This is a genomic window from Desulfovibrio sp. (genome assembly GCF_009712225.1).
GTDB lineage: Bacteria > Desulfobacterota > Desulfovibrionia > Desulfovibrionales > Desulfovibrionaceae > Desulfovibrio.
In genome coordinates, this window is the sequence record NZ_WASP01000006.1 from 204,247 (window position 1) to 226,621 (window position 22,375).

18 protein-coding genes are annotated in these 22,375 nt (G+C 59.5%); 4 read left to right on the forward strand and 14 right to left on the reverse strand.

The window, feature by feature from the left end; all coding sequences use genetic code 11:
• Positions 1 to 148: 148 nt before the first annotated feature.
• From F8N36_RS06310 to F8N36_RS06375, 14 genes are all read right to left on the reverse strand, one after another.
• A complete protein-coding gene (locus F8N36_RS06310; protein WP_291331957.1) occupies positions 149 to 694 on the reverse strand; it encodes a serine/threonine protein kinase in 546 nt (181 codons plus the stop codon).
• Positions 694 to 1,449, reverse strand: coding sequence for a 7-cyano-7-deazaguanine synthase QueC (queC, locus tag F8N36_RS06315; protein WP_291331958.1), 756 nt, complete (start codon positions 1,447 to 1,449; stop codon positions 694 to 696). Before queC ends, F8N36_RS06310 begins: the two co-directional genes overlap by 1 nt.
• Positions 1,446 to 2,192, reverse strand: coding sequence for a thermonuclease family protein (locus tag F8N36_RS06320; protein ID WP_291331959.1), 747 nt, complete (start codon positions 2,190 to 2,192; stop codon positions 1,446 to 1,448). The genes queC and F8N36_RS06320 overlap by 4 nt, the downstream gene beginning before the upstream one ends.
• Before the next feature lie 87 nt (positions 2,193 to 2,279).
• Positions 2,280 to 4,049, reverse strand: coding sequence for an RNA polymerase sigma factor RpoD (gene rpoD, locus F8N36_RS06325; RefSeq protein ID WP_291331960.1), 1,770 nt, complete (start codon positions 4,047 to 4,049; stop codon positions 2,280 to 2,282).
• On the reverse strand, positions 4,036 to 5,769 hold the full coding sequence (gene dnaG, locus F8N36_RS06330) for a DNA primase (protein ID WP_291331961.1): 1,734 nt from the start codon (positions 5,767 to 5,769) through the stop codon (positions 4,036 to 4,038). Before dnaG ends, rpoD begins: the two co-directional genes overlap by 14 nt.
• 18 nt (positions 5,770 to 5,787) lie before the next feature.
• Positions 5,788 to 8,199: a Smr/MutS family protein gene (locus F8N36_RS06335; protein WP_291331962.1), complete on the reverse strand. Its 2,412-nt coding sequence runs from the start codon at positions 8,197 to 8,199 to the stop codon at positions 5,788 to 5,790.
• A gap of 281 nt (positions 8,200 to 8,480) precedes the next feature.
• Positions 8,481 to 8,948, reverse strand: a complete 468-nt coding sequence (locus F8N36_RS06340) for a GatB/YqeY domain-containing protein (RefSeq protein ID WP_291332593.1) — start codon at positions 8,946 to 8,948, stop codon at positions 8,481 to 8,483.
• A gap of 155 nt (positions 8,949 to 9,103) precedes the next feature.
• Positions 9,104 to 9,307, reverse strand: coding sequence for a 30S ribosomal protein S21 (gene rpsU, locus F8N36_RS06345; RefSeq protein ID WP_183718206.1), 204 nt, complete (start codon positions 9,305 to 9,307; stop codon positions 9,104 to 9,106).
• A 287-nt stretch (positions 9,308 to 9,594) separates the two neighbouring features.
• Entirely contained in the window at positions 9,595 to 9,867 is a 273-nt protein-coding gene (locus F8N36_RS06350; RefSeq protein ID WP_136399880.1) for an HU family DNA-binding protein, read from the reverse strand.
• A gap of 110 nt (positions 9,868 to 9,977) precedes the next feature.
• On the reverse strand, positions 9,978 to 10,799 hold the full coding sequence (gene rsmA, locus F8N36_RS06355) for a 16S rRNA (adenine(1518)-N(6)/adenine(1519)-N(6))-dimethyltransferase RsmA (protein WP_291331963.1): 822 nt from the start codon (positions 10,797 to 10,799) through the stop codon (positions 9,978 to 9,980).
• Between the two features lie 6 nt (positions 10,800 to 10,805).
• Complete coding sequence (gene fusA / locus F8N36_RS06360; RefSeq protein WP_291331964.1) at positions 10,806 to 12,848, reverse strand: elongation factor G; 2,043 nt, start codon at positions 12,846 to 12,848, stop codon at positions 10,806 to 10,808.
• A gap of 91 nt (positions 12,849 to 12,939) precedes the next feature.
• Entirely contained in the window at positions 12,940 to 13,812 is an 873-nt protein-coding gene (locus F8N36_RS06365) for a hypothetical protein (protein ID WP_291331965.1), read from the reverse strand.
• Between the two features lie 23 nt (positions 13,813 to 13,835).
• The gene (argH, locus tag F8N36_RS06370) at positions 13,836 to 15,233 is read right to left on the reverse strand and encodes an argininosuccinate lyase (RefSeq protein ID WP_291331966.1); all 1,398 of its coding nucleotides are present in this window, start codon (positions 15,231 to 15,233) and stop codon (positions 13,836 to 13,838) included.
• 215 nt (positions 15,234 to 15,448) lie between these two features.
• Positions 15,449 to 16,654 (reverse strand): argininosuccinate synthase, encoded by a 1,206-nt coding sequence (locus F8N36_RS06375; RefSeq protein ID WP_291331967.1) that lies wholly within the window; start codon positions 16,652 to 16,654, stop codon positions 15,449 to 15,451.
• A 288-nt stretch (positions 16,655 to 16,942) separates the two neighbouring features.
• On the opposite strand from F8N36_RS06375, the gene carB reads away from it, so the two are divergent.
• The 4 genes from carB to F8N36_RS06395 all read left to right on the forward strand — a co-directional run bounded on the left by carB (position 16,943) and on the right by F8N36_RS06395 (position 22,270).
• Positions 16,943 to 20,185 carry a carbamoyl-phosphate synthase large subunit gene (gene carB / locus F8N36_RS06380; protein ID WP_291331968.1) on the forward strand — a complete coding sequence of 1,081 codons (3,243 nt, stop codon included), beginning with the start codon at positions 16,943 to 16,945 and terminating at the stop codon, positions 20,183 to 20,185.
• Positions 20,186 to 20,188: 3 nt separating this feature from the next.
• Positions 20,189 to 21,319: a glutamine-hydrolyzing carbamoyl-phosphate synthase small subunit gene (carA, locus tag F8N36_RS06385; protein WP_291331969.1), complete on the forward strand. Its 1,131-nt coding sequence runs from the start codon at positions 20,189 to 20,191 to the stop codon at positions 21,317 to 21,319.
• A 311-nt stretch (positions 21,320 to 21,630) separates the two neighbouring features.
• Positions 21,631 to 21,990 carry a hypothetical protein gene (locus F8N36_RS06390; RefSeq protein ID WP_291331970.1) on the forward strand — a complete coding sequence of 120 codons (360 nt, stop codon included), beginning with the start codon at positions 21,631 to 21,633 and terminating at the stop codon, positions 21,988 to 21,990.
• A 37-nt stretch (positions 21,991 to 22,027) separates the two neighbouring features.
• Entirely contained in the window at positions 22,028 to 22,270 is a 243-nt protein-coding gene (locus tag F8N36_RS06395; RefSeq protein WP_291331971.1) for a glycine zipper domain-containing protein, read from the forward strand.
• The last annotated feature ends 105 nt before the right edge of the window (positions 22,271 to 22,375 follow it).

A 22,375-nucleotide genomic window follows, 5' to 3' on the forward strand; every position in this document is an offset into this window, starting at 1 on the left:
TGTTAATTCAAAAGCGCCGGTAAAACCTGCCTGTTGCAGGACACCGGCGCTTTTTTGTTTGCCACACCGGCAGATCATAACAAAGCCAAGGGCATCTGCCTGTGGCTTTGTTTTTATCGGGCTTTGGGAGCGTTTGGGGGAGGACTGGCTAGTCAGCCTGAATGTCGTACTGCTCCAGTTTGTCCCACACGGCGCTGATAACCATGGCCATAATGGCAGCAAGGCGCGCCTTGGCGTGGTCGTCCGGCGGGCTGGCCTGACCACGCAGGTTGGCAGCCTGCACTGCAAGCCGCTGGCAGAAAAGATCGGGGCACTGGGCCTGCTGTTCCTGCGCCAGCAGGGGCATGTACTGGGCAAAAGGGCCATCCACAAAGGCGTTGAGGGCTGCGTTGACTGCCTTCTCGTCGGCGCTGTCAAAACTACCGCTGGCGTCGGCCAGCAGGTTGCCGGTCTGCCGCAGGTAGGCCAGAAAAACCGTATTGGGCGCGTGCTGCATGATGGCAGCTGTAACCACGGCATGCACAAAGGCGCGCCATTCGGCGCAGAACATCTCCGCACCGGGGCCGGAAAGGTATTCCTCGGGCATTTGCGCACCGCTGGCCATGTTGATGATATCGGCGGTCTTGCTGTTGATCTGAAAGAGTATGCAGGCCGCTTCCAGCCCTTGTGCTGCGCTGAGCTGCTTTTTGGACATCAGGCTTTATCCTTCTGGCAGTTCTGGCCATCGGCCAGTGCTTGGTCGTAGGCCGCGTAGCCCGCTGCGCGCAAGCGGCAGGCCGGACATGTGCCGCAACCATAGCCCCAGGGTTCGCGCTGGCCGCGCTGGCCCAAGTAGCAGGTGTGGCTTTCTTCTACAATCAGGTTTACCAGCGCATCGCCGCCCAACTCGCGGGCAAGCATCCAGGCGTCTTTTTTGCTGCGCCACATGAGGGGCGTGTGCAGGGTGTACTGCGCGTCCATGCCGCTGTTTACCGCCACCTGCATGGCCTTGATGCTGTCGTCGCGGCAGTCGGGGTAGCCGGAGTAATCGCTCTGGCAGACGCCCAGCACAATGTGACGGATATTTTTGGCATAGGCCCAGGCGGCCGCGTGCAGAATAAACATGAGGTTGCGGCCCGGCACAAAGGTGTTGGGCAGGCCGTTGGCTCCGTGCTCGTCGATGGGCGTGTCGGAGGTCAGGGCCGTGTCGGCCAGCTGGCGAAAAATATCAAGGTCGAGCAGGCAATCTGAGCCAAGACGCTCAGCCCACAGGGGGTTGAGCGCAGTAATGCCCTCGCGCACGCGCATGCGGCAGGCAAGCTCTACAGAGTGGCGTTGTCCGTAATCAAAACCCAGGGTGAATACCCGTTTGAAGCGACTGAGAGCCCAGGCAAGGCAGGTTGCGGAATCCTGCCCGCCAGAAAAAACAACGAGAGCCTGTTGTTCAAGCAGGGGGAAAGTAGTGTTCATTTTGCATCTGGCCAGAAGTTACAGGGCCGTGCCGGTGCGTACCCGGCCATAAACGCGTCCATAAGTGTGCCGAAAAACACGCGGTTACGCGGTTTGATGTGCTGCACTTCGGCGCAGTCGGTGGGGAAAAAGCGCATGGATTCGCGGTTGCCGAGGTAGGTCTTTTTTGCGGCAGGCAGGGTGAGTATATGCGCCCACATGCCGCGTCGGGCGGCAATGGCCTCGTGCTGTAACTTGCGCAGCCTCTCCTGAAAATGAGAGTTCAGCTCGCTGTGAGGGTACACAAAGGCCGCGCCGTTGCGGACCATGGTGTCTGAAAGCGAATGCCCGTCAGGCAGGATGACGTCGGCCACGATGCGGCCATAGTGGTCCTTGCCCTTGGGATCCACAGAAACAAGGCGCACTTCCTTGCCCTGGGCCAGATGCGTAAGCTGATCCATGGCCTCACGGGCATAGTATTGAGGTTTGCGTTTGCCGTGGTCCATTTCAGGGGCGTCAATGCCCGCCAGACGGACAGTGCGTCTGTCTGTAAGCTTGAGGGTGTCGCCGTCAAAGCATTTGGCAACCTTGCCTGTGGCAGCCTGTTGATCGGCAGCCGGGGCGACGCTTGCTGCGCCCGTAAGCGCCAGCAGACACAAAAGAATCAGCGCAAAGACTTGCGCCGGGGTATGTTTTTTGCCAGCCAAAAATGAAGACCGGCTGAAAAGCTTTGGCATGTGGTTCAGCATGTGGGCTATGCTCATCCGTTGCTATCGGTGTGCGGAATGGCCTTTGGCTTCAAACCCCGCGCCGGCCCGCCAGAATCCCCTGCGGGGCAGGCACGATTACAATCAGTTTTCGTAATAGGAACGCAGGGGTTGGCTGCGAACTGGGTGGCGAAGCTTGCGCAGGGCCTTGGCCTCGATCTGCCGGATACGTTCACGTGTTACGTTGAAGAGCTTGCCCACTTCCTCAAGGGTGTGGTCGCTCTTTTCAGCAATGCCAAAGCGTTTGCGCAGTACCTGTTCCTCACGGGGGGTAAGGTCGGCCAGAACGGCGGCAAGCTGCTCGGAGAGCTTGGTATTGATGACTTCTTCAGCCGGTGCAACGGCCTTTTTGTCTTCAATAAAGTCGCCGAGGCTCGAATCTTCTTCGTCGCCGATGGGCGTCTCGAGCGAGATGGGCTCCTTGGCGATCTTGAGCACTTTCTTGACCTTTTCCACCGGGTATTCCATACGCTCGGCGATTTCCTCGGGCGTGGGGTCGCGCCCCAGTTCCTGCACAAGGTAGCGTGAGGTGCGGATAAGCTTGTTGATGGTTTCGATCATGTGCACGGGAATACGGATGGTGCGGGCCTGATCGGCAATGGCGCGGGTAATGGCCTGACGGATCCACCATGTGGCGTAGGTCGAGAACTTGTAGCCACGCTGGTATTCAAACTTGTCCACGGCCTTCATGAGGCCGATGTTGCCTTCCTGGATAAGATCAAGGAACTGCAGGCCACGGTTGGTGTATTTTTTGGCAATGGAAACAACCAGCCGCAGGTTGGAGCGGATAAGCTCCTGCTTGGCGCGCATGGCGGCGGTATTGCCGCGTTTGATGCGCCACAGCACTTCTTCAAGATCAGTGACGTTGTGGCAGCACTTTTCCTGCAGACGGCTGAGAATTTCGATCTTGCCGATGATCATTTCCTTGAACGAAAACAGCTCGTCCACACTCAGCTTTAGGTCGCGGGCCGCATCGTTGGGGTTCACCTCGCGCTTGTCCAGACCATCGAACATGGCCTGAATTTCTGCCTGGGTGCGCCCGGTGGAAAGAATGTAGGCCGAAAGGTCGCGCTGGCAGTTGTGCATCTGGCGCACGTAGTCTTCAACCGTTTCAATGATGCGGTCGATGAGCGTTTTTTCCAGCTTGATATCGCGCAGACGTGTGACGATTTCGTCCTTGAAGCTGATGATTTCTTTCTGCACTGCGGTAACGCGGCGGTCCATGCAGGCGCAGGCGTCAAGCTTCTTGTAAATCTTGCGCTTTTTCTTGAAGGTCTGTTTTATTTCGTCCAGCAGCAAGATAACGCGGGTGCGCTGGTTCATTTCGTCTTCGCTGGGGTCGTCTTCTTCAATGGTTTTAACCACATCTTTCAGCTTGATGCGGTTCTGGCGCAGGTCTTCGCCAACATTGATGAGTTCTTCAACGGCCACAGGCACTTCAACCAGGGCGTACAGCACGTCCTGTTCGCCCATTTCGATCTTTTTGGCGATAACAACTTCGCCATCGCGGTCGAGCAGGGGCACGGCGCCCATTTCGCGCAGATACATGCGCACAGGGTCGGTGCTGCGCGAGGAATAATCAGCAGATTCCTCGTCTTCAGACAGATCCAGCGAACCTTCGGTAATGTCTTCGTCGGTTTCGGTAGCAGCAGCGGAAATTTTTTTTCCGTCCTTTTCCGAATCCACAATGACAATTTCGAGCTGTTCAAAGATGCCGATTATTTCCTCAAATTGCTCAGGCGTGCTCATTTCAACGGGCAGGGCCTTGTTGACCTCTTCAAAGGTCAGAAAGCCCGCGCCCTTGCCTTTGGCAATAAGGGACTGTATCTGCTGGATATCTTTAAGATTGCTCATGCCCTTTCTCCAAGGTTTCCTTAAGTGCGCGAAGATAATCTAAATCAGCTTCAAAGTCACCTATGCCGGTATTGGCCCGCATGGCCGCCGACAGTGAGGATGCCTGAGCTGAAGCGTAATATCGGTCTAGCGACTGTCGCAATAATTCCAGTTCTTTTTCGCCACTGTCGCACGGGGCAGCCTCTGGGCCACGACTTTTGCACCAGAAGTTTTTTTCCCGTTCGTCCAGCTGGTAAAACACTTCTTCCGGGCCGTAGGTTTCAATCTTGTCCCACAGCCGCCGGGCAATTTCAGACCTCAGGGCAAGGTCTGCCCCCATTTCCTGCATGTCGCGCAGGCGGTGGGGGTATCGCACGGCAAACAACATTATTTCGCGATCGCGTATATTCTGGCGCGACCGTGTGGTTGATAAAGCCTGTGGCTGACCTTCCTTACGCTGCCCGCGCGTACCGGCCAGGCCTTCGCGCAGGTCAGCTTCTGAAAGCTGCAGATGCGCCGCCAGCCGTGAAATATACGGGCTGATGAGCTCGGGAATATCAAGCTGACGCAAAAAATTGCGCGCCCATTCCACTGTTTCGCGCGGGGCAAGGGCCTTGAGCACATCCACACAAAAACGCAGGCCGTCTGGGGCCTGTGTCTGCAATGCCTCAAAGGCTTCACGGCCTTGGCCGCGCAGCAAACTGTCTATGTCTTCGCCTTCGGGCATGATCACCACGCTGCACGAAAGGCCGCGTGTAAGCAGCATTTCGCAGGAGCGCAGGGCTGCCTTGCGTCCGGCGCGGTCGCCGTCGAACAGCAGCGTCATCTGCGATGCAAAACCCGAAAGGCGTTTTATCTGTTCCGGAGTAAGGGCCGTGCCCAGCACACCAACAGCATTGTCGTAGCCGAACTGGTGCAGGGTAAGCACGTCCATGTACCCCTCTGTCAACAACGCGCGGCCCTTGGTAACAATACCGCGCCGCGCCTGCGCCAGCCCGTAAAGGTGCTCCCCCTTTTTATACAGGGGCGTGTCGGCGCTGTTGATATACTTGGCTTCTTCCTCATCGGCGATAATACGGCCGCCAAAGGCGATAATCTGGTTTGACAGGCTCTTGATGGGAAAGATGAGTCGCCCGCGAAACCTGTCGTATGGTCGCCCGCCGCTCGATTGCCCCACAAGCCCGGCCTCTGCGGCCATGCGCAGGTCAAAACCCGCGCGACGCAGGGCATCGGCCAGCGACTGCCACTCGCGCCGGGCCCAGCCAAGGCCAAAGCGCTGTACTATCTCATCGCTCAAACCGCGTTTTTCTATATACCGCCTGCATTCTTCAGCTTCGGGACTTTCCAGCGCCGAGGCAAAGTGACCTGCGGCCAGCTCGTACATGCGCAGCATCTGCTGACGTGCCGAGCGCTGCTTGCGTTCCTGCCCGTCGCGCTGTGGATCTCGCGGGCCGCGATCAATGGTAACGCCCGCTTCACCGGCCAGCTGTTCAAGTGTTTCTTTGAAATCAAGCCCGTTGATGCGGCTGTAAAAATCAAAAATATCGCCAGAAGCGTGGCAGCCAAAACAGTAAAAAAGCCCCTGATCCTCGTTTACAGAAAAGGAAGGCTTGGTTTCCTGGTGGAAGGGGCAGGGCGCAACCCAGCGCGGCCCGTTGCGTTTGAGCTCCACATAGCGGCGCACAACGTCAACAATATTAAGGCGCTCCTTGATGGCGCGAATTGCGTCCCTCGACTGCATGGGTCACACGCCTGCGTGTTATCTAAAGTTCACAATGGTCATGCCGTCGCCGCCACGGTCTTCGGGCGCGAGGGCAAAATGCCCCACAGCCGGAAAGCCGCGCAGAAAATCGTGCACCTGACGGCGCAGAGCGCCAGTACCTCTGCCGTGTACCACTTCCACCTCTGAAAAACCTGCAAGCAGTGCCTTGTCCATAAAGCGTTCCAGTTCCGCAAGGGCCACATCGGCCCGCATGCCGCGCATATCAAGGCGCAGCGAGGCACCCTCGCCGCCAGAGTTGCGGCCAACCACACCCCGAGTGGCAACCTTGGTCTGCGGTGCGGCGGTCTGGCCGGGCACGCGCAGGGCCTTCATTTCAGCCCACAGGTTCACACCGTTCATCTCAAGGCGCACACGACCTCGGCGTTCGTCCACATCGGTGATCACGCCGTGCTTGTTAAATACGGTGTGCAGCACCTGTTGCCCAGCGGTGAAGGTCTGGGGCTGGGGCAGTACAGACTGGCCTTCTGCTGCTTCGTCCTGTGCGGGAGCCAGCGAGGCCCGCAGGCGCGACATTTCTTTGAGCGCCTGCTTGTGGGTGGCGCGGCCTTCTTTCCACGCGCGCATGAGTTCGCCAGCCTTGGTGCGCACCTCGTCGTGCAGGCGTGTGCGTTCCCTGTCCAGCTTTTCGCGCAGGTCCTGCGTCTGACGACGGGTTTTTTCCTGCTCACGCTTGAGCTCGGCCAGTTCTTCCTCTCGCGTGGCGGCCAAGTCGTTGAGCCTGCCCAGCAGGGCCGTGGCGTCCTGACCATCCTGCAACAGATAATGTTCCGCCCTGCGCACAATGCTTTCCGCCAGGCCGTGCTCACGCGCCACGTCCAGAGCCTGGCTGGCTCCCACCTGATCGTAGGCCAGCCGGAACAGGGGCTTTTTGCTTTGCGGATCAAACAGCATGGAGGCCGCCCGTGCGCCTTCGCGCGTGAGGGCATAGCTCTTGAGCGCAGGAAAATGCGTGGCCGACAGAACAAAGGTATGTTTGTCCAGCAATTCGTCAAGTACGGCCTGAGCAAGGGCAGCGCCCTGAGCCGGGTCTGTGCCCGCGCCAAATTCGTCGAGCAGCACAAGGCTGCTGGCGTCAAGATGCTTCCAGGCTTTGGCAAGGTGCTCTATCTGGGCGGTAAAGGTAGAAACATTGTCGGCAAGACTCTGTTCGTCGCCGATAAAGGCATCAAGCCTGCTGAACCATGGCAGGTGCGAACCCGCGCCCACGGGCACGGGCAGACCGCTCAGGGTCATGGCCGCGATAAGCCCAAGGGTTTTGAGGCATACCGTTTTGCCGCCCGCGTTGCCGCCGGTGATAACCAGGGCGCGCTCGCCGGGGCGCAGCACAATATCAAGGGGGCGTACCCGACTCTGGGCACTTGTTGCAGCGCTGGTTCTGGAATCCTTGTTTTTGTCGCTGGCGGCTTCGGCAACGCGATTGAGCAGCAGCAGAGGGTGGCGGGCATCAAGCAGTTGAATGCCCTCGGCCACGGGCGTAAGCGGCAGGCAGCGGCCATCGTACAGGGCGGCCAGCTTGCGCTTGGCCTGCAAAACGTCGAGCTGAGCCAGCAGCTCAAGGGCCGCCCGCGCGCCGGGCAGTTCCGCCTCGAGCAGGCTGCGCATGTAGAGCAGAACTTTGCGTTCTTCTTCTCTTTCTTCGCGTTTCAGTTCCTGCAGTCGGTTGTTGATCTCAACCAGAAACATGGGTTCAAAATAGCAGGTTTCGCCCGTTTGCGACCAGTCGTGGATGATGCCCTGCATGCGGCCCTTGAAGTTGGCCTTGAGGGGCAGCACGTAGCGGTCGGACGAGAGTGTCATGAACTCGTCCTGCAGGTAGGCCAGCATGTTGTACTGCATGGCAAAGTCCTTGACCTTGCGCATGCAGCTCTGGTGCAGACGGCGCAGTTCGCCGCGCAGGCGGTAGAGCTCGGGCGAGCTTTCGTCGCGCAGCAGACCGTCATCTGAAATACAGCGCAGCAGGGCCGCCGTGAGCTGTACGGGCAGGGGAGAGCCGTCGGCCATGGCCAGCAGGTGCGGCCAGCGGGTGGCGGCTTCGGGCTGGGCTATGGAGGCGTGGGCCTCCTTGGCGAGGTGCAGCACTTCTCGCAGTGCCCAAAAGGCGTCCACATCGGGCTGAAAGGTATGAGCGCGGCTTGATTCTGCCGCACGCAAAAGGCCGCTTACATCAGGAAAAGCGCAAACGCAGAACACCGCGCCGCCCGTGGCGGGACGGCTGGACCAGTCTGCGGCTTCTTCATAGATACGGGTGGCGAGGGTAACGGCTTCCGCATCTTCCAGCGGGGCAATGGCCTCTGCGCGTTCGCGCCCCACGCCAGAAAGGCACAGAGCGGCGAGTTGATCGGCAATGCGGTTAAATTCGAGGGCGTTGAGCGTGCGGGCGTGGATCATGCGATAACTGCCTTAAAGCGTTGGGGTTACGCGCAAAAAAGCGCGCTTGCCCGTGTTGCGGTCATAAAAGTCGTGAACCGTCGGGGCTCAGGCGTGCGCAAACGCAATGCCGCCCAGAGGGCGCGTCAAAGCATGGCGCGCGCGGTCAGGCAGCCGCCCCAAGGGCGTAAGCAGGCTGTACAAGGCTGTTTGCTCCAAGACGCAACGACTCCCGCAAGATTGCATGCCAACTCAAAACGGGACACGGAAAGGGGGCCTGCCCCTTGAAAAAAGGCCGGAACCTAGGGCTGCAGGCGTTTCTTGACCGCTTCGGAAAGGGCTTTGCCATCTACGCGGCCCTTGTGGCCCGCCATGATGGCAGAGATGACCTTGCCCATATCCTTGGGCGAAGTAGCGCCCACCTCGGCCACAGTGGCGTCGATAAGGGCCGCAAGTTCTTCAGCCGACAGGGGCTTGGGCAGATATTCCTTGAGAATAACAAGCTCTGCGGCTTCCTTGTCAGCCAGATCTGTGCGGCCAGCAGCCGTGAACTGGTCGATGGAATCCTGCCTCTGCTTGCCTTCCTTGATGATGAGATCAAGCATTTCCTCATCGGCAAGGCTGCCGCCGGGACGCCTGAGATCCACCAGGCGATTTTTTACCGCCGTTTTGAGAAGGCGCAGCACGGTAAGGCGCACACTGTCCTTGGCCTTGTAGGCAAGGATGTAGTCTTTTTCGATCTGCTCAAAAAGCGTGGTGGTGACGGTCATGGCGGTGGTGGGGTGAAGGGTGGAGAAAAGCAGAAAACGCGGGAAGCCCCAGGGGCCTCCCGCATAACTGGCCGAATGAACGGTGCGATGGCTGGCATCGCGCGGCCTGCCGCATTGTCGAGCGGTGCTCTTCAATGGGCACCAGGCAGAAATGCCTAGGCCATGTTCATCTTCCTGATTTTTTTCATCAGCCGCTTCCGGGCGGCGGCCTTCTTCTTTTTGCGCATAACGCTGGGCTTTTCGTAGTGCTGGCGCTTCTTCATTTCAGAAAGAACGCCCGCCTTTTCTACCTGCTTCTTAAAGCGGCGCAGTGCGATGTCGAAGTTATAGTCGTCGTCGTTAAGAAAAACTCCGGGCAAGAAAATCACCCCCTTCGGCGGTGGGGCACGATCAAAGACCATGGCCCTCAAAATATGAACTGCTCTTGTAGCCTTCACTTGGCAAAAAGGCAAGTCCAAAGAGCGGAAAAATGAATATTTTTCCTTACCGGCTCTTGTCCCTCGCGCCTTTGTACCATGTGCAGCGTCAGAGCCTGCGAAACGGGGCTACGCCCGGCGGGCCTCCCCATGGCAACAGCCATGGGCAACGGTCACGCGTCGGCTGGCGCAAAAAAAGCCGTTACGCTCAGGCGTAACGGCTCAAAAAGCTAGTTCAGGGAGTCCTTGAGCATCTTGCCGGGACGGAATTTGAGAATCTTGCAGGCAGGGATGGTGAGCGTGTCGCCCGTGCGGGGGTTGCGGCCCTGGCGAGCTTTGCGCGTTTCAACCGCAAAAGTGCCAAACCCCGTGAGGGTCAGTTTGGATTCTTTGACAAGTGCGTCTTCTACAGAACCAAGAAAGGCATTAAGGGCACGCTCAGCAGCAGCCTTGGTCAGATTTGCCTTGGCGGCAATTTTTTCAACCAGATCAGCTTTAGTCATCAGCACATCCTCCTGAAAAATTTCCCCGGCTTGAGTTTCTGCCAGCAAGCAAGAACGGCAAAGGCCGCCATGCATTACGTTTAAAAGACAGTGGCTAAACTCAAAACTTTTTATGCATTATTGTCAAGCTGCTCGGCCCAAAAAGCGGCCAGCGCCTGAAAATCTTTGTTGGCGAGTGCTTCGGGGCGCAGGCTTGGGTCGAGCCCGGTTTTTTCAAGCGCCGTCTCAAGACCGGGCAGGCCGCTGCGCCGAAAAACGCCGCCAAGCTGCTTGCGGCGCTGCTGAAAGCACACGCGCAACAGTTTTGACAGCACCTCGGGGTGGGCGGGTCTGCTCTCTGGCGGCAGGGGATCAAACGACAGCACGGCGGAATCGACCTTGGGCGGTGGGCTGAATGCACCTGGGCCAACAATAAATTCCATGCGCGGTCGGGCGTAGCTTTGCACCCATACGGAAAGCGCGCCGTAGTGATTGGTGTTGGGTTGCGCCGCCAGCCTCTGGCCCACTTCTTTTTGCACCATGAATGCTGCACGCTTCCAGCCAGTGGCCCGCGAAACAATGTCCCAGATCAGGGGTGAGGCCACGTTGTAGGGCAGGTTACCAATGATCTTCCACGGAGTCTGGGGCGTTATGCGCCGCCAGTCAAAGCGCAGGGCATCGGTAAGTACGGCCTGGGTGCGGACCTCGCCAAGGCGCTGGCGTTCCGCCGCCCAGTGGTCGTCTTTTTCAAGCAGCAGCAGACGCGCGTGAGGCTGTTCCTCAATGGCGCGGGTAAGAGCCCCGGGGCCTGGGCCGATCTCAAGCACCATGTCGTCGGGCTTGGGCAACAGCAGCATGGCTATGCGGCGGCAGATGTCCTCGCGCTTCAAAAAGTGCTGTCCAAGGCTTTTCTTGGCGCGGGGCTGGCCGTGTGTGGTTTCGTGTTGCTGCATGGTTCCTCAGGGCAGGTCAAAGCGGTCAAAGGTCATTACCAGCCCGGCGCGGCCCTGGGTGACCGAACGCAAGGAGGTGGAAAAGCCAAACAGGCGACGCAGGGGCGCTGTGCCGCGCAGGGTTTTGCGGCCGCCGTGGTCTTCCATGTCTTCAACCTTGCCGCCGCAGGTGGTGAACATTGTGATGGACGCGCCCAGAAAGTCTTCCGGCGCGGTGATTTCAACGCGCATCACGGGCTCCATAACCACAGGCGAGGCCGCAGCCAGCGCCTCGCGCAGGGCCTGACCCGCAGCCATGCGGCTGCCGGGAACCGTGGTCACGCCCTCCTGCCGTTCCACCGAGGTGAGCGTTACGGCAACATCTTCCACAGGGTAGCCGGTGAAGTCCCCCGATTGCAGGGCGTCGCGCACGCCTTCAATGGCGGCATCCAGATAGATTCTGGGCAGTATCTTGCGGGCCTCGGCGGCATCCTGCGGCAAAAAGTCGCCCACCTCAACCACATTGCCCGTGCCTCTGGTACGCGGTGCAACCCGCAGGACCACAGAGCCCTGATGGCGCTCCTTACCCAGTTCCTTGTCAAACACAACGGCGGCCTCGGCCTCTTTGCGCACTGTTTCGCGCAGCACTACCTGCGGGTTGCCCGCGCGGGGGCTGATGCCGTATTCTCGCTTCATGCGTTCAAGCAGCACGTCCAGATGCAGCTCGCCCATGCCCGAAACGTTGCGGGTGCCAGTGTCGTCGTCCAGTTGTGCCAGCAGAGTCGGGTCTTCTTCGGTATATCTGGCGAGGGCTTCGTCCAGAATCTTGCTTTCGTCGGCATTGCGGGGTTCGAGCGCAAGAGTGATGACCGGCGCGTAAGCGTCGATACTTTCCAGCGCCAGCTGGCGCTCTCGGGCGGTATATGTTTCGCCCGTATGGGCCGAACGCAGACCAACGACCACCACAATTTCGCCCGCCTCGGCGCTTTCAAGCTGCTCGCGGCGGTCGGCATGGGGGCGGTATATGCGGCCCAGACGGTCGTCCTTGCCGTTGGCGGTGTTGCGCAGGTTTTCGCCCTCGTGGATGCGGCCCGCGTACATGCGCACAAAGGACAGCTTGCGACCGTTTTCCATCAGTACCTTGAAAACCAGCGCCACAGCGGGAGCATTGGGAGTCGCCTCCACCACAATTTCGTTGCCTTCGGCATCGTGCCCAACAGGAGCCGGAACATCGGCGGGCGAGGGCAGCAGGCTGCAAACGGCGTCGAGCACCGGCTGCACGCCCATGTTGCGCAGGGCAGAACCGCAGAATACGGGCGTGATTGCGCGGGCAAGCGTGGCACGGCGCAGGGCGGCCTGCACATCGGCAAGCGTGAACGCGCCCTCAAGATAAAGATCTACAAAGGTTTCGTCAGCCTCGGCCAGTTTTTCCAGCAGAGTTTCACGCCAGGGAGCGGCGAGGGCTGCTTCCTCAGCTGTAAAGGGGGAGCGGTGCACGGTTTGCCCCTGATCGGCCTGATCAAAGGCAAGGGTCTGCTCGTTTACAAGATCAAGCACTGCGCTGAAGTCTTCGCCCTGCCCCATGGGGATGGTAAGGGCCACAGCATTGGCCTGCAGGCGCTGACGCATGGCCTCGAGCACGGCTTCAAAATCCGCGCCCAGCCGGTCAACCTTGTTGATAAAGGCGATCTTTGGCACGCCAAAATCTTCTGACTGCCGCCACACGGTTTCCGATTGTGGCTCAACCCCGCCAACGGCGCAGAATACGCCCACGGCTCCGTCGAGCACGCGCAGTGAACGCTCTACTTCAATGGTAAAGTCCACATGGCCGGGGGTGTCGATAAGGTTGATGGTATTGTCGCCCCACTGGCAGGTGGTGCAGGCAGACATGATGGTGATGCCGCGTTCCTGTTCTTCCGGCATGTAGTCCATGGTGGCTGCTCCGTCGTGTACCTCGCCCATGCGGTGGATCTTGCGGCTGTAAAAGAGCATGCGCTCTGAAAGCGTGGTTTTGCCCGCGTCGATATGGGCAATAATGCCTATGTTGCGGATATGCTTGATGCTGGGCATGGTTTGGCTCCCAAAGCGTGGTGTTGCTTTATGATTGCGGCTGTCGCGTTACTGGCCGATGTAATGGCCCGATGCAGGGCCTTGCGCCAGATTACAGCAGTCCAAATGCCTGACGCTGCACGCGGAAGAAATCGGGCGTGAGGCCGGGATGCAGCCAGAACCCTTCACATCCTGGTGTAATTGCAGGCGCGCTGCTGTGGGGAAAGGGGCCGGTGCGGCGTTCGCGGCAATGGCCCAGCGCCGCCACGGGCGCAAGATAGGTAGCGTCCGGTGAGAGGAGCAGAGGGGCATCAAGCGCCGCTTCGAGCGCTTCAGCCTGCGCAAAGGCAAGCGCCTCAAGGTCAAAGGCATCAGGCTTGGGCAGGCACAGCACGGGCGAGCGGCGTTCTTCATAGCAGGGCAGATCCAGCGTTCTGGCGGCCCCGGCAACGGCATCAAGCTCACCTTTGTGCAGCAGCACCAGCCGCCCCGGCCCCGGCTGTGTTTCTTCCAGCAGGGCGCAGAGGCCTGCGCTGTCCATGACAAAGATGTCTTCCACGCCCGCCAGCTCCAGAGTGACAAGCGCGTTGGCAGAAGGCGTGCCACCCACGCACACGGCCCCAAGCAGGGGCACGCCGCCCAGCAGAGCGGGCATGCAGGCCGCCGCAAGGCGGGCCGCCGCCGCATAGGCTGGCGTAAAGGCAATGACCGCCCAGGGCGCGGGGTGCGCTATGGAGCGCCGCCAGAACCCCAGATGGGTGTTGCGGATCTCGTTGCGATGGCTGGTGGTGCTTTCGCCAAAGTGCATGTGGGCCAGCGCCAGCCCTGTTTTGACGGCGGCGCGCAGGTGCGCGGGCGTGGCCTCGTAGGCTGACGCGGCGAGAGCATCGTCGAGCCGCGCGTCTTCCGCCCACTGGGGCCAGCACACGGTGGCGGGGGCTTCCGCCCCCGGTTCCTGCCGGTTTTCCATATCAAACAGGGACATGGCACATTACTCCGTTTTCAGCACTAATCCTTGCCCAGAATCTGGCCAAGCCATTCGTGCATCTGTGCAAGCTGGGTTTCAACAGAGTGGGGGCCAGTACCACCGGGGGTTTCGCGGCGGCTCACGGCTGCGGCGTATTCCAGAATGGCAAAAACCGAATCATCAATGCGCTGCTCAAGAATCTGGAGCTCGCCGAGGGTAAGATCTTCAAGGCCCTTGCCAGCCTTTTCGGCCATGGCCACGGCCTGACCGGTGATGTGGTGCGCCTCGCGGAAGGGAATGCCCTTGCCCACGAGGTAGTCGGCCAGCTCGGTAGCGTTGAGGAACCCGGCCTTGCAGGCTTCGCGCATGCGGTCGGTGCGGAAGGTCAGTTCTTCAAGCATGCCCGCCATGAGGCGCAGCGAGGCTTCGACCGTGCGGTCAGCATCAAGGAAACCTTCCTTGTCTTCCTGCATGTCGCGGTTATAGGCCAAGGGCAGACCCTTCATGACCGTGAGCAGGCCGGTAAGCGCGCCGTAAACACGCCCTGTCTTGCCGCGCATGAGCTCGGCAACGTCAGGGTTTTTCTTTTGCGGCATGATGGACGAGCCGGTGGAGTAACCATCGGAAAGGCGCACGAAACCAAAGGCGGGGTTGGCCCACAGGATGATTTCTTCGCACAGGCGCGAAAGGTGCATCATGATGGCCGAACCGTCAAAAAGGGCTTCGAGCACAAAGTCGCGGTCAGAAACGGCGTCCATGGAATTGCTGTAAATATCGGCAAAGCCCACCTCGTCGGCCACGCTCTGCGGGTCGAGGGGATAGGTTGTTCCGGCCAGGGCAGCCGCGCCAAGGGGTGAAATGCGCACACGCTCAAGGGTGTCTTCAAGGCGCATGGCGTCGCGGCGAAACATGGAGGCGTATGCCAGCAGGTGGTGGGCAAGGCTTACGGGCTGGGCGGGCTGCAGGTGGGTGCAGCCGGGCAGGATATCCGTTTTGTGTTCGGCGGCCTTTTCGGCCAGCACAGAGCACAGGTAGGCCGCGCGCTGCCGCCAGGTTTCGAGGCGGTCGGCCACAAAAAGCCGAAAGGTCAGGCCCACCTGATCGTTGCGGCTGCGGCCCGTGTGCAGCTTTTTGCCCACATCTCCCACAAGCTCGGTGAGGCGCGCCTCGATATTCATGTGCACGTCTTCAAGTTCTGGCTTCCACACAAAATTGCCAGCCTCGATTTCTTCTCGTACGCGGTCCAGACCGTTGACCAGAATCCGGGCCTCGCTCTGGCTGATGACGCCCTGGCGGCCCAGCATGCGGGCATGCGCCTGTGAAGCGCGGATATCCTGGGCGTAAAGCGCCCTGTCGTAGGATTGCGAATCCGTATACTGGGCCACGGCTTCCTTGGGGCCTTCGGCAAAGCGGCCGCCCCAGCTCTGGTTGGTCTTCATGGTCTGTCCGTTTTCAGTAAAAAATGAATCGGGGGAAACCGCGTTGCTTATGGCAAACGCCGCTTCCCCCGGAACCTGTTGCGTTACTTTTCCGCAAAGCGCGCGGCTTTGCCGCCAATGGCCGAACCATTACGGCACAGGCTCCGGGAAAGGCGTTCCATATTCCAAAAAGCCGCATGCCGCCGCAAATGTGGACAGCATGCGGCCCTTCAAGACTACTTGCCCAGCTTGCTCTGCACGGCGGCGTGCAGGCGCAGGCGCAGGCTGTTGAGGCGAATGAAGCCAGCAGCGTCCTTGTGGTCGTAGTTGCCACCTTCAAAGGTGGCCAGATCTTCGGAGAAGAGCGAGTTGGCAGAGGTGCGGGCCAAGGGCCACACGCCGCCCTTGTAAAGCTTGGCGCGCACGGTACCGGTGACGCTCTCCTGCGACTTGTCCATGAACACCTGCATGGCTTCGCGTTCGGGCGAATACCAGAAACCGTTGTACACGCACTGCGAGTAACGCACGGCCAGCATGTCGCGGATGCCGAGCAGCTCACGGTCCATGCAGATGCCTTCAAGGTCGCGGTGCAGGGCAAACAGCAGGGTGCCTGCGGGGTTTTCGTACACGCCGCGGCACTTCATGCCCACAAAGCGGTTTTCAACCATGTCGTCACGGCCAATGCCGTTACGCCCGGCGATTTCGCTGAGGGTCTTGATTACGGCGGCGGGGGAGAGGCGTTCGCCGTTAACGGCCACGGGGTTGCCGTGTTCAAAATCAACGCTGATGATCTCGGGCGTGTCGGGCGCTTCTTCCACAGGCACGCAACGCTGGTGGCACGAAGCGTCGGGCGCGTTGCCGGGATTTTCCAGCTCGCTGCCTTCAAAGCTCGTGTGCATCATGTTGGCGTCCATGCTGTAGCGCTTGGCATCGCTCGAAATGGGGATGCCGTGCTTTTCAGCAAAAGCCGTAAGGGCCGTGCGAGACATGAGGTCCCATTCGCGCCAGGGGGCGATAACCTTGAGGTCGGGCGCAATGGCGCTGACGGCAAATTCAAAACGCACCTGGTCGTTGCCCTTGCCGGTGGCGCCATGGGCCACGGCGTCGGCGCCTTCCTTGCGGGCGATGTCCACAAGAGCCTTGGCGATCAGCGGACGGGCAATGGAGGTCCCCAGCAGGTAGCGGTTCTCGTAGCGGGCCGCGCCACGCATCATGGGAAACACAAAGTCCTTTGCCATTTCTTCGCGCAGGTCAAGCACATAGGCCTTGGAAGCGCCGGTGCGCAGCGCCTTTTCTTCCACGCCGGAAAGGTCTTCGGGCTGGCCGAGGTCGGCGGTAACGGCAATGACCTCGCACTTGTAGGTCTCGATGAGCCATTTGAGGATAACAGAAGTATCAAGCCCGCCCGAGTAGGCGAGAACGACTTTTTTAACATCTTGCATGTAAGGAGCCCCCTTGTGGATTCAAGAGAAAAATTATTGCGCAAAAAAATGTGCGAGGCAAGGGCTTTGTGCCGCCCGCTGGCAGCGCCCACGGGCATAGAGCCGCAATGCGCGCCTGACGGGCCTGAACTGGGCTGCAGTGGGTCGCCCGCAAGCCTGCGTATTCATTTGGCCGAAGGAAAAACTTGACTTTTATACCAGCTGTGGAATAAAAACAATCGTTTTATGCAAATCGGCGCGCCTGTGCCGCGTCATTACCTCTGATCTCAAAATCCGCAGGAAAGTTCAATGCCCAAGCGTTCGGATTTACACAAAATTCTTGTCATCGGCGCGGGCCCGATCATCATTGGCCAGGGCTGCGAGTTTGACTACTCCGGTTCACAGGCTGTGAAGGCCCTCAAGGAAGAAGGGTACGAGGTGGTGCTGGTCAATTCCAACCCGGCTACCATCATGACCGATCCGCATATGGCTGACGCCACCTATGTGGAACCCATCGAGCAGGAAACCCTTGCCGCAATCATCCGAAAAGAGCGCCCCGACGCTCTCTTGCCTACGCTTGGCGGTCAGACGGCTTTGAACGCCGCTCTTGGGCTTGCCAAGAGCGGCGTTTTGGCGGAATGCGGCGTTGAGCTTATCGGCGCGCGCGCCGACGTTATCGAAAAAGCCGAAAGCCGCGAACTGTTCCGCGAGGCCATGGAACACATCGGCCTCAAGATGCCCGCCAGCGGCATTGCCCGCACCATCGAAGACGTGCGCCAGCTCGGCAACGTGCTGCCCTTTCCCCTTATTGTGCGCCCGGCCTTTACGCTTGGCGGCACGGGCGGCGGCGTGGCCTACAACATGGAAGACCTCGAATCCATCGCGGCCAGCGGTCTTTCGGCCAGCCCCACCTCTGAAGTCATGATTGAGCAGAGCGTGCTTGGGTGGAAAGAAATTGAAATGGAAGTGATGCGTGACGCCAAGGACAACTGCGTCATCATCTGCGCCATTGAAAACTTTGATCCCATGGGCGTGCACACGGGCGACTCCATCACCGTGGCCCCGGTGCAGACCCTCTCTGATGTCGAATACCAGAACATCCGCGACGCCTCCATTGCCATCATGCGCGAAATCGGCGTTGAAACGGGCGGCAGTAACGTGCAGTTCGGCATCAACCCGGCCAACGGCGAGATCGTGGTGATCGAAATGAACCCCCGCGTTTCGCGTTCGTCGGCGCTGGCTTCCAAGGCCACGGGTTTCCCCATTGCCAAAATCGCAGCCAAGCTGGCCGTGGGTTACACCCTCGACGAGCTGAACAACGACATCACCCGCGAAACCGTGGCCAGCTTTGAGCCCGCCATCGACTACTGCGTGGTGAAGATTCCCCGCTTTACCTTTGAAAAGTTCCCCGGTGCCAAGGACGAGCTCACCACCTCCATGAAGAGCGTGGGCGAAGCCATGAGCATTGGCCGTACCTTCAAGGAAGCCCTGCAAAAAGGCCTGCGCTCCATGGAAATTGGCGCCACCGGCCTTGGCTACAGCTTCCGTTCCGAGCTGCCCGACCGCGAAACCATTCTCGAATCCCTGCACCGGCCTAACTCGCGGCGCATGTTTTCGCTGCGTCAGGCCCTTGTGGCCGGGATCAGCGAAGAAGAAATATTTGCGGTTTCGGCCATCGACCCCTGGTTTATCCGTCAGGTGCGCGACATCGTTGAAATGGAAAAGCGCATCAGCAACTTTGGCCTTGCCAACGACATGACCACCGCCAACAAGGCGCTGGCCGACATGCTGCGCGAAGCCAAGGAATACGGATTTTCCGACCGCCAGCTGGCGGAAATGTGGAAGATGGGCGAGGCCGACATTCGCCACATGCGCAAGGAAATGGACGTGGAGCCCACCTATTATCTGGTGGATACCTGCGCCGCGGAATTCGAGGCCTACACCCCGTATTTTTACTCCACCTACGAGCGTGGCGACGAAATCAAGATTGAAGACTGCCGCAAGGTGCTCATTCTTGGCGGCGGCCCCAACCGTATTGGTCAGGGCATCGAGTTTGACTACTGCTGCTGCCATGCCTCGTTTGCCCTGCGCGACGCGGGCGTGATGGCGATCATGGCCAACTCGAACCCCGAAACCGTTTCCACAGACTACGACACCTCGGACAGGCTCTACTTTGAGCCCCTGACCTTCGAGGACGTGATGAACATTGTGGAAAGGGAAAAGCCCGAGGGCGTCATTGTGCAGTTTGGCGGTCAGACCCCGCTGAACCTCGCCGTGCCGCTCATGCGCGCTGGCGTGCCCATTCTGGGCACCAGCCCCGACGCCATTGACCGAGCCGAAGACCGCGAGCGCTTCCAGGCACTGATTGAAAAGCTTGAGCTGCTGCAACCGCCGAACGGCACGGCCATGAACCTTGAAGACGCTCTGGCCGTGGCCGAGCGCATCACCTACCCCGTGGTTGTGCGGCCCAGCTACGTGCTGGGGGGCCGCGCCATGGCCGTGGTGTACGACGCCGCCGAGCTCAAGGACTACTTCCACACCCAGGTTCCCGAAAAGCCGGAACACCCCATCCTCATCGACAAGTTCCTTGAGCATGCGGTGGAAGTGGACGTGGACGCCCTCTCTGACGGCAAGGAAGTGTACGTTGCGGGCATCATGGAGCACATCGAGGAAGCCGGTATCCACTCTGGCGACTCGGCCTGCGTGCTGCCCCCGTATTCGCTTTCTTACGACCACGTGGCCCGCATTGCGGTACAGGCCGAAGCCCTGGCCCGCGAGCTCAAGGTTGTGGGGCTCATGAACATCCAGTTTGCCATCAAGGGCGACGATGTTTATATACTTGAGGTAAATCCCCGCGCCTCACGCACGGCTCCCTTTGTGTCCAAGGCCACGGGTGTGCCCCTGCCTTACCTGGCTACCCAGGTGATGCTGGGCAAAACCCTTGAGGAACTGGACCCCTGGAGCATGCGCAAGGGTGGGTTTACCTGCGTCAAGGAAGCTGTGCTGCCTTTCCAGCGCTTTCCGGGCGTGGACGTGATACTTGGACCCGAAATGCACTCAACCGGCGAAGTTATGGGCATGGGCTCAAACTTTGGCGAGGCCTTCCTCAAGAGCCAGCTGGGTGCTGGTCAGGTGTTGCCGCAGGGTGGCAAGCTCTTCCTGTCGGTCAACGACCGCGACAAGCCCTATCTGCCCGAAGTGGCCGATATGTTTGCCAAGCTTGGTTTCCACCTGCTGGCAACGCGCGGCACGGCAGCCGTGCTGCGTGAGCACGGGCTTGAAGTTGAAGAAGTGCTGAAGGTTTACGAAGGGCGGCCCAACATTGTGGACCTGCTCATCAACCATGAGGTTGCTCTGGTTATCAATACGGCATCGGGCAAGCATACGGCCAGGGATTCCAAGGCCATCCGTCATGCGGCCCTTACATATAAGGTTCCTTACTGCACCACCATTGCCGCAGCTCGCGCCACGGCCACGGCCATCGGTTCGCGGCGGGCAGAGACCCATGTGGAAAGTTTGCAGGAATACTACGCGCGGGAAGCGCGGGGGTAAGTTATGAAAGCATTGCTGGTGCTGGAAGACGGATTTACGCTGGAAGGCAAATCCTTTACCGGAGACTTTGAAACCGGCGGTGAAGTGATTTTCACCACGGGCATGACTGGCTATCAGGAAGTGCTCACCGACCCCTCTTATTATGGTCAGATGGTATGCATGACCTATCCGCTGGTGGGTAACTACGGCATATGCGAGGCTGATATGGAATCGGCCCGCGTGCACTGCAGCGCCTTTCTGGTAAAGGAATGCTGCAAGGAGCCCTCCAACTGGCAGTCTGTGATGGCGTTGCCCGCCTTTTTGCAGAAGTACGGCACACCTGGCATGGAAGGGCTCGATACACGCGCCCTTACCCGCCACCTGCGCATCAACGGCGCCATGCGCGGCATGATTTCCACCAGGGAGCTGAACCCGGCTGCTCTTAAGGAAAAAGTGCTCGCCCAGCCCACCATGAAAGGGCGCAACCTTGTGCCCTTTGTGGCCGCCCAGGAACCCTACGCGTGGTTTGACAACCAGCCGCAAAAGGTAAGCCTTGGGGCCGATGGCGCATATGAGTGGCGCGGCACGGGCCTGCCCCTGCTGGTATACGATTATGGCATCAAGTGGAACATTCTGCGTCGCCTGTGCGAGGCGGGTTTTGAACCCCTTGCCGTGCCGCCGAACTTTAACGCAGCGCAGGCCAAGGCCAGCGGAGCCAAGGGCGTGTTCCTTTCCAACGGCCCCGGCGACCCGGCAACCCTGACAGCAGAGATCGCCCTTGTGCGCGAGCTTGTGGGCATGTTCCCGGTTACGGGCATCTGCCTTGGTCACCAGCTTATCGGCCACGCCCTTGGCGGCACCACCGACAAGCTCAAGTTTGGTCACCACGGCTGCAACCACCCGGTCAAGGACCTGACCACCGGACGCATCGAGATTTCGTCGCAGAACCATGGTTTTCATGTGGTGCTCGACGGCGTTAACGATGTGGAGGCCACGCACATCAACCTGAACGACAACACTCTTGAAGGCCTGCGTCACAAAACCCTGCCTGTCATGAGCGTGCAGTACCACCCCGAAGCGGCGGCAGGACCCCGCGACGGCCAGTACCTTTTTGGCCGTTTCCGCCAGTTGATCGGCGAGGCCGCCGGGGCGTAACCGCACGACACATATGATATCTAGGCGGCGCACAGTGCCGTGCTGGACTTGAACCGGCTGTTTGAGCAAAACAGCCGGTTTTTTCGCGCTTGATATACCGGTGGTGTTTTGGGTAAACTATAAGACACATGGGGCCTGTGCCCCGGCGGCTTTGCCGCCTGGCTTGAACCGCTCAATGGCAAACAATCCGGCGAGCGGCATTGCAAAGGGTTACTCAACTCAAGGAGCTTATCGTGAAAAAGTCGGTTTTGTGTTTGGCCCTAAGCCTTGCACTTGTCCTGGCGTTCGCTCCGGTTCGCGCTACGGAAATCATGCCTGAAGCCGATAATTCCAAGGCAAATCCTGTGGACCAGCTTACGGGTGCCGTGTGGCAAAAAACCCCGGAAGCGGAAAAGCTTGCCTTTCTTTTTGGTGTCGAAACCGCGATCACCGTTGAATATTTTGTAAACGGCAAGGTTGTGGAAAAAGCGACCAAGGAGGGCAAACGTCCGGTGTACACCCTCTCGCCCTTTGAAAAAGGCTGGATGAAGGCCTTCAAGGGCATGAGCCGCGCAGAGGTTGTCAAACTGGTGGATGACTGGTACACGGCCAACCCGCAGAGGCTTGACCGCCCGGTGATGAATGTTATCTGGCGCGAAATCATCGAGCCCCGCCTGGATGCGAAGAAATAGCAGACCCGTTGTCTAACGGGTTTTCGGGAGAGCAGAAATGAAAAAACTGTTGATTGTCACCTTGCTGGCGGCCATCTTTGCCAGCGGCATCGGTTGCACCAATATGAGCAAAACCCAGCAGGGCGTTGCCAGCGGTGCTGCGCTTGGCGCACTTGGTGGCGCTGGCGTAGCCGCCATTGCCGGCGGTTCTGCTGCCTGGGGCGCGCTGGCTGGCGCGGGTGTTGGCGCACTGGCTGGCGGTATCGTTGGCCATGAGCAAAGCAAGGGCAAGGCCTGGTAGGTCGAACCCTGCTGTGCCTGGTTTACGGCACTGCACCACAGAATGCATAGTTAAAGCGGGCTGTACCCACAGCCCGCTTTTTTATGAACAGGAAAGGGGGAGCAA

What these genes read in the sequence shown, in the direction of transcription:
- carB (WP_291331968.1), top strand. Translation starts at nt 16,943, where the DNA reads ATGCCCAAGCGTTCGGATTTACACAAAATTCTTGTCATCGGCGCGGGC.
- F8N36_RS06340 (WP_291332593.1), bottom strand. Translation starts at nt 8,948, where the DNA reads ATGACCGTCACCACCACGCTTTTTGAGCAGATCGAAAAAGACTACATC.
- carA (WP_291331969.1), top strand. Translation starts at nt 20,189, where the DNA reads ATGAAAGCATTGCTGGTGCTGGAAGACGGATTTACGCTGGAAGGCAAA.
- fusA (WP_291331964.1), bottom strand. Translation starts at nt 12,848, where the DNA reads ATGCCCAGCATCAAGCATATCCGCAACATAGGCATTATTGCCCATATC.
- F8N36_RS06320 (WP_291331959.1), bottom strand. Translation starts at nt 2,192, where the DNA reads ATGAGCATAGCCCACATGCTGAACCACATGCCAAAGCTTTTCAGCCGG.
- rsmA (WP_291331963.1), bottom strand. Translation starts at nt 10,799, where the DNA reads ATGCAGCAACACGAAACCACACACGGCCAGCCCCGCGCCAAGAAAAGC.
- F8N36_RS06335 (WP_291331962.1), bottom strand. Translation starts at nt 8,199, where the DNA reads ATGATCCACGCCCGCACGCTCAACGCCCTCGAATTTAACCGCATTGCC.
- F8N36_RS06395 (WP_291331971.1), top strand. Translation starts at nt 22,028, where the DNA reads ATGAAAAAACTGTTGATTGTCACCTTGCTGGCGGCCATCTTTGCCAGC.
- dnaG (WP_291331961.1), bottom strand. Translation starts at nt 5,769, where the DNA reads ATGCAGTCGAGGGACGCAATTCGCGCCATCAAGGAGCGCCTTAATATT.
- F8N36_RS06310 (WP_291331957.1), bottom strand. Translation starts at nt 694, where the DNA reads ATGTCCAAAAAGCAGCTCAGCGCAGCACAAGGGCTGGAAGCGGCCTGC.
- F8N36_RS06365 (WP_291331965.1), bottom strand. Translation starts at nt 13,812, where the DNA reads ATGTCCCTGTTTGATATGGAAAACCGGCAGGAACCGGGGGCGGAAGCC.
- F8N36_RS06375 (WP_291331967.1), bottom strand. Translation starts at nt 16,654, where the DNA reads ATGCAAGATGTTAAAAAAGTCGTTCTCGCCTACTCGGGCGGGCTTGAT.
- F8N36_RS06390 (WP_291331970.1), top strand. Translation starts at nt 21,631, where the DNA reads ATGCCTGAAGCCGATAATTCCAAGGCAAATCCTGTGGACCAGCTTACG.
- argH (WP_291331966.1), bottom strand. Translation starts at nt 15,233, where the DNA reads ATGAAGACCAACCAGAGCTGGGGCGGCCGCTTTGCCGAAGGCCCCAAG.
- F8N36_RS06350 (WP_136399880.1), bottom strand. Translation starts at nt 9,867, where the DNA reads ATGACTAAAGCTGATCTGGTTGAAAAAATTGCCGCCAAGGCAAATCTG.
- rpoD (WP_291331960.1), bottom strand. Translation starts at nt 4,049, where the DNA reads ATGAGCAATCTTAAAGATATCCAGCAGATACAGTCCCTTATTGCCAAA.
- queC (WP_291331958.1), bottom strand. Translation starts at nt 1,449, where the DNA reads ATGAACACTACTTTCCCCCTGCTTGAACAACAGGCTCTCGTTGTTTTT.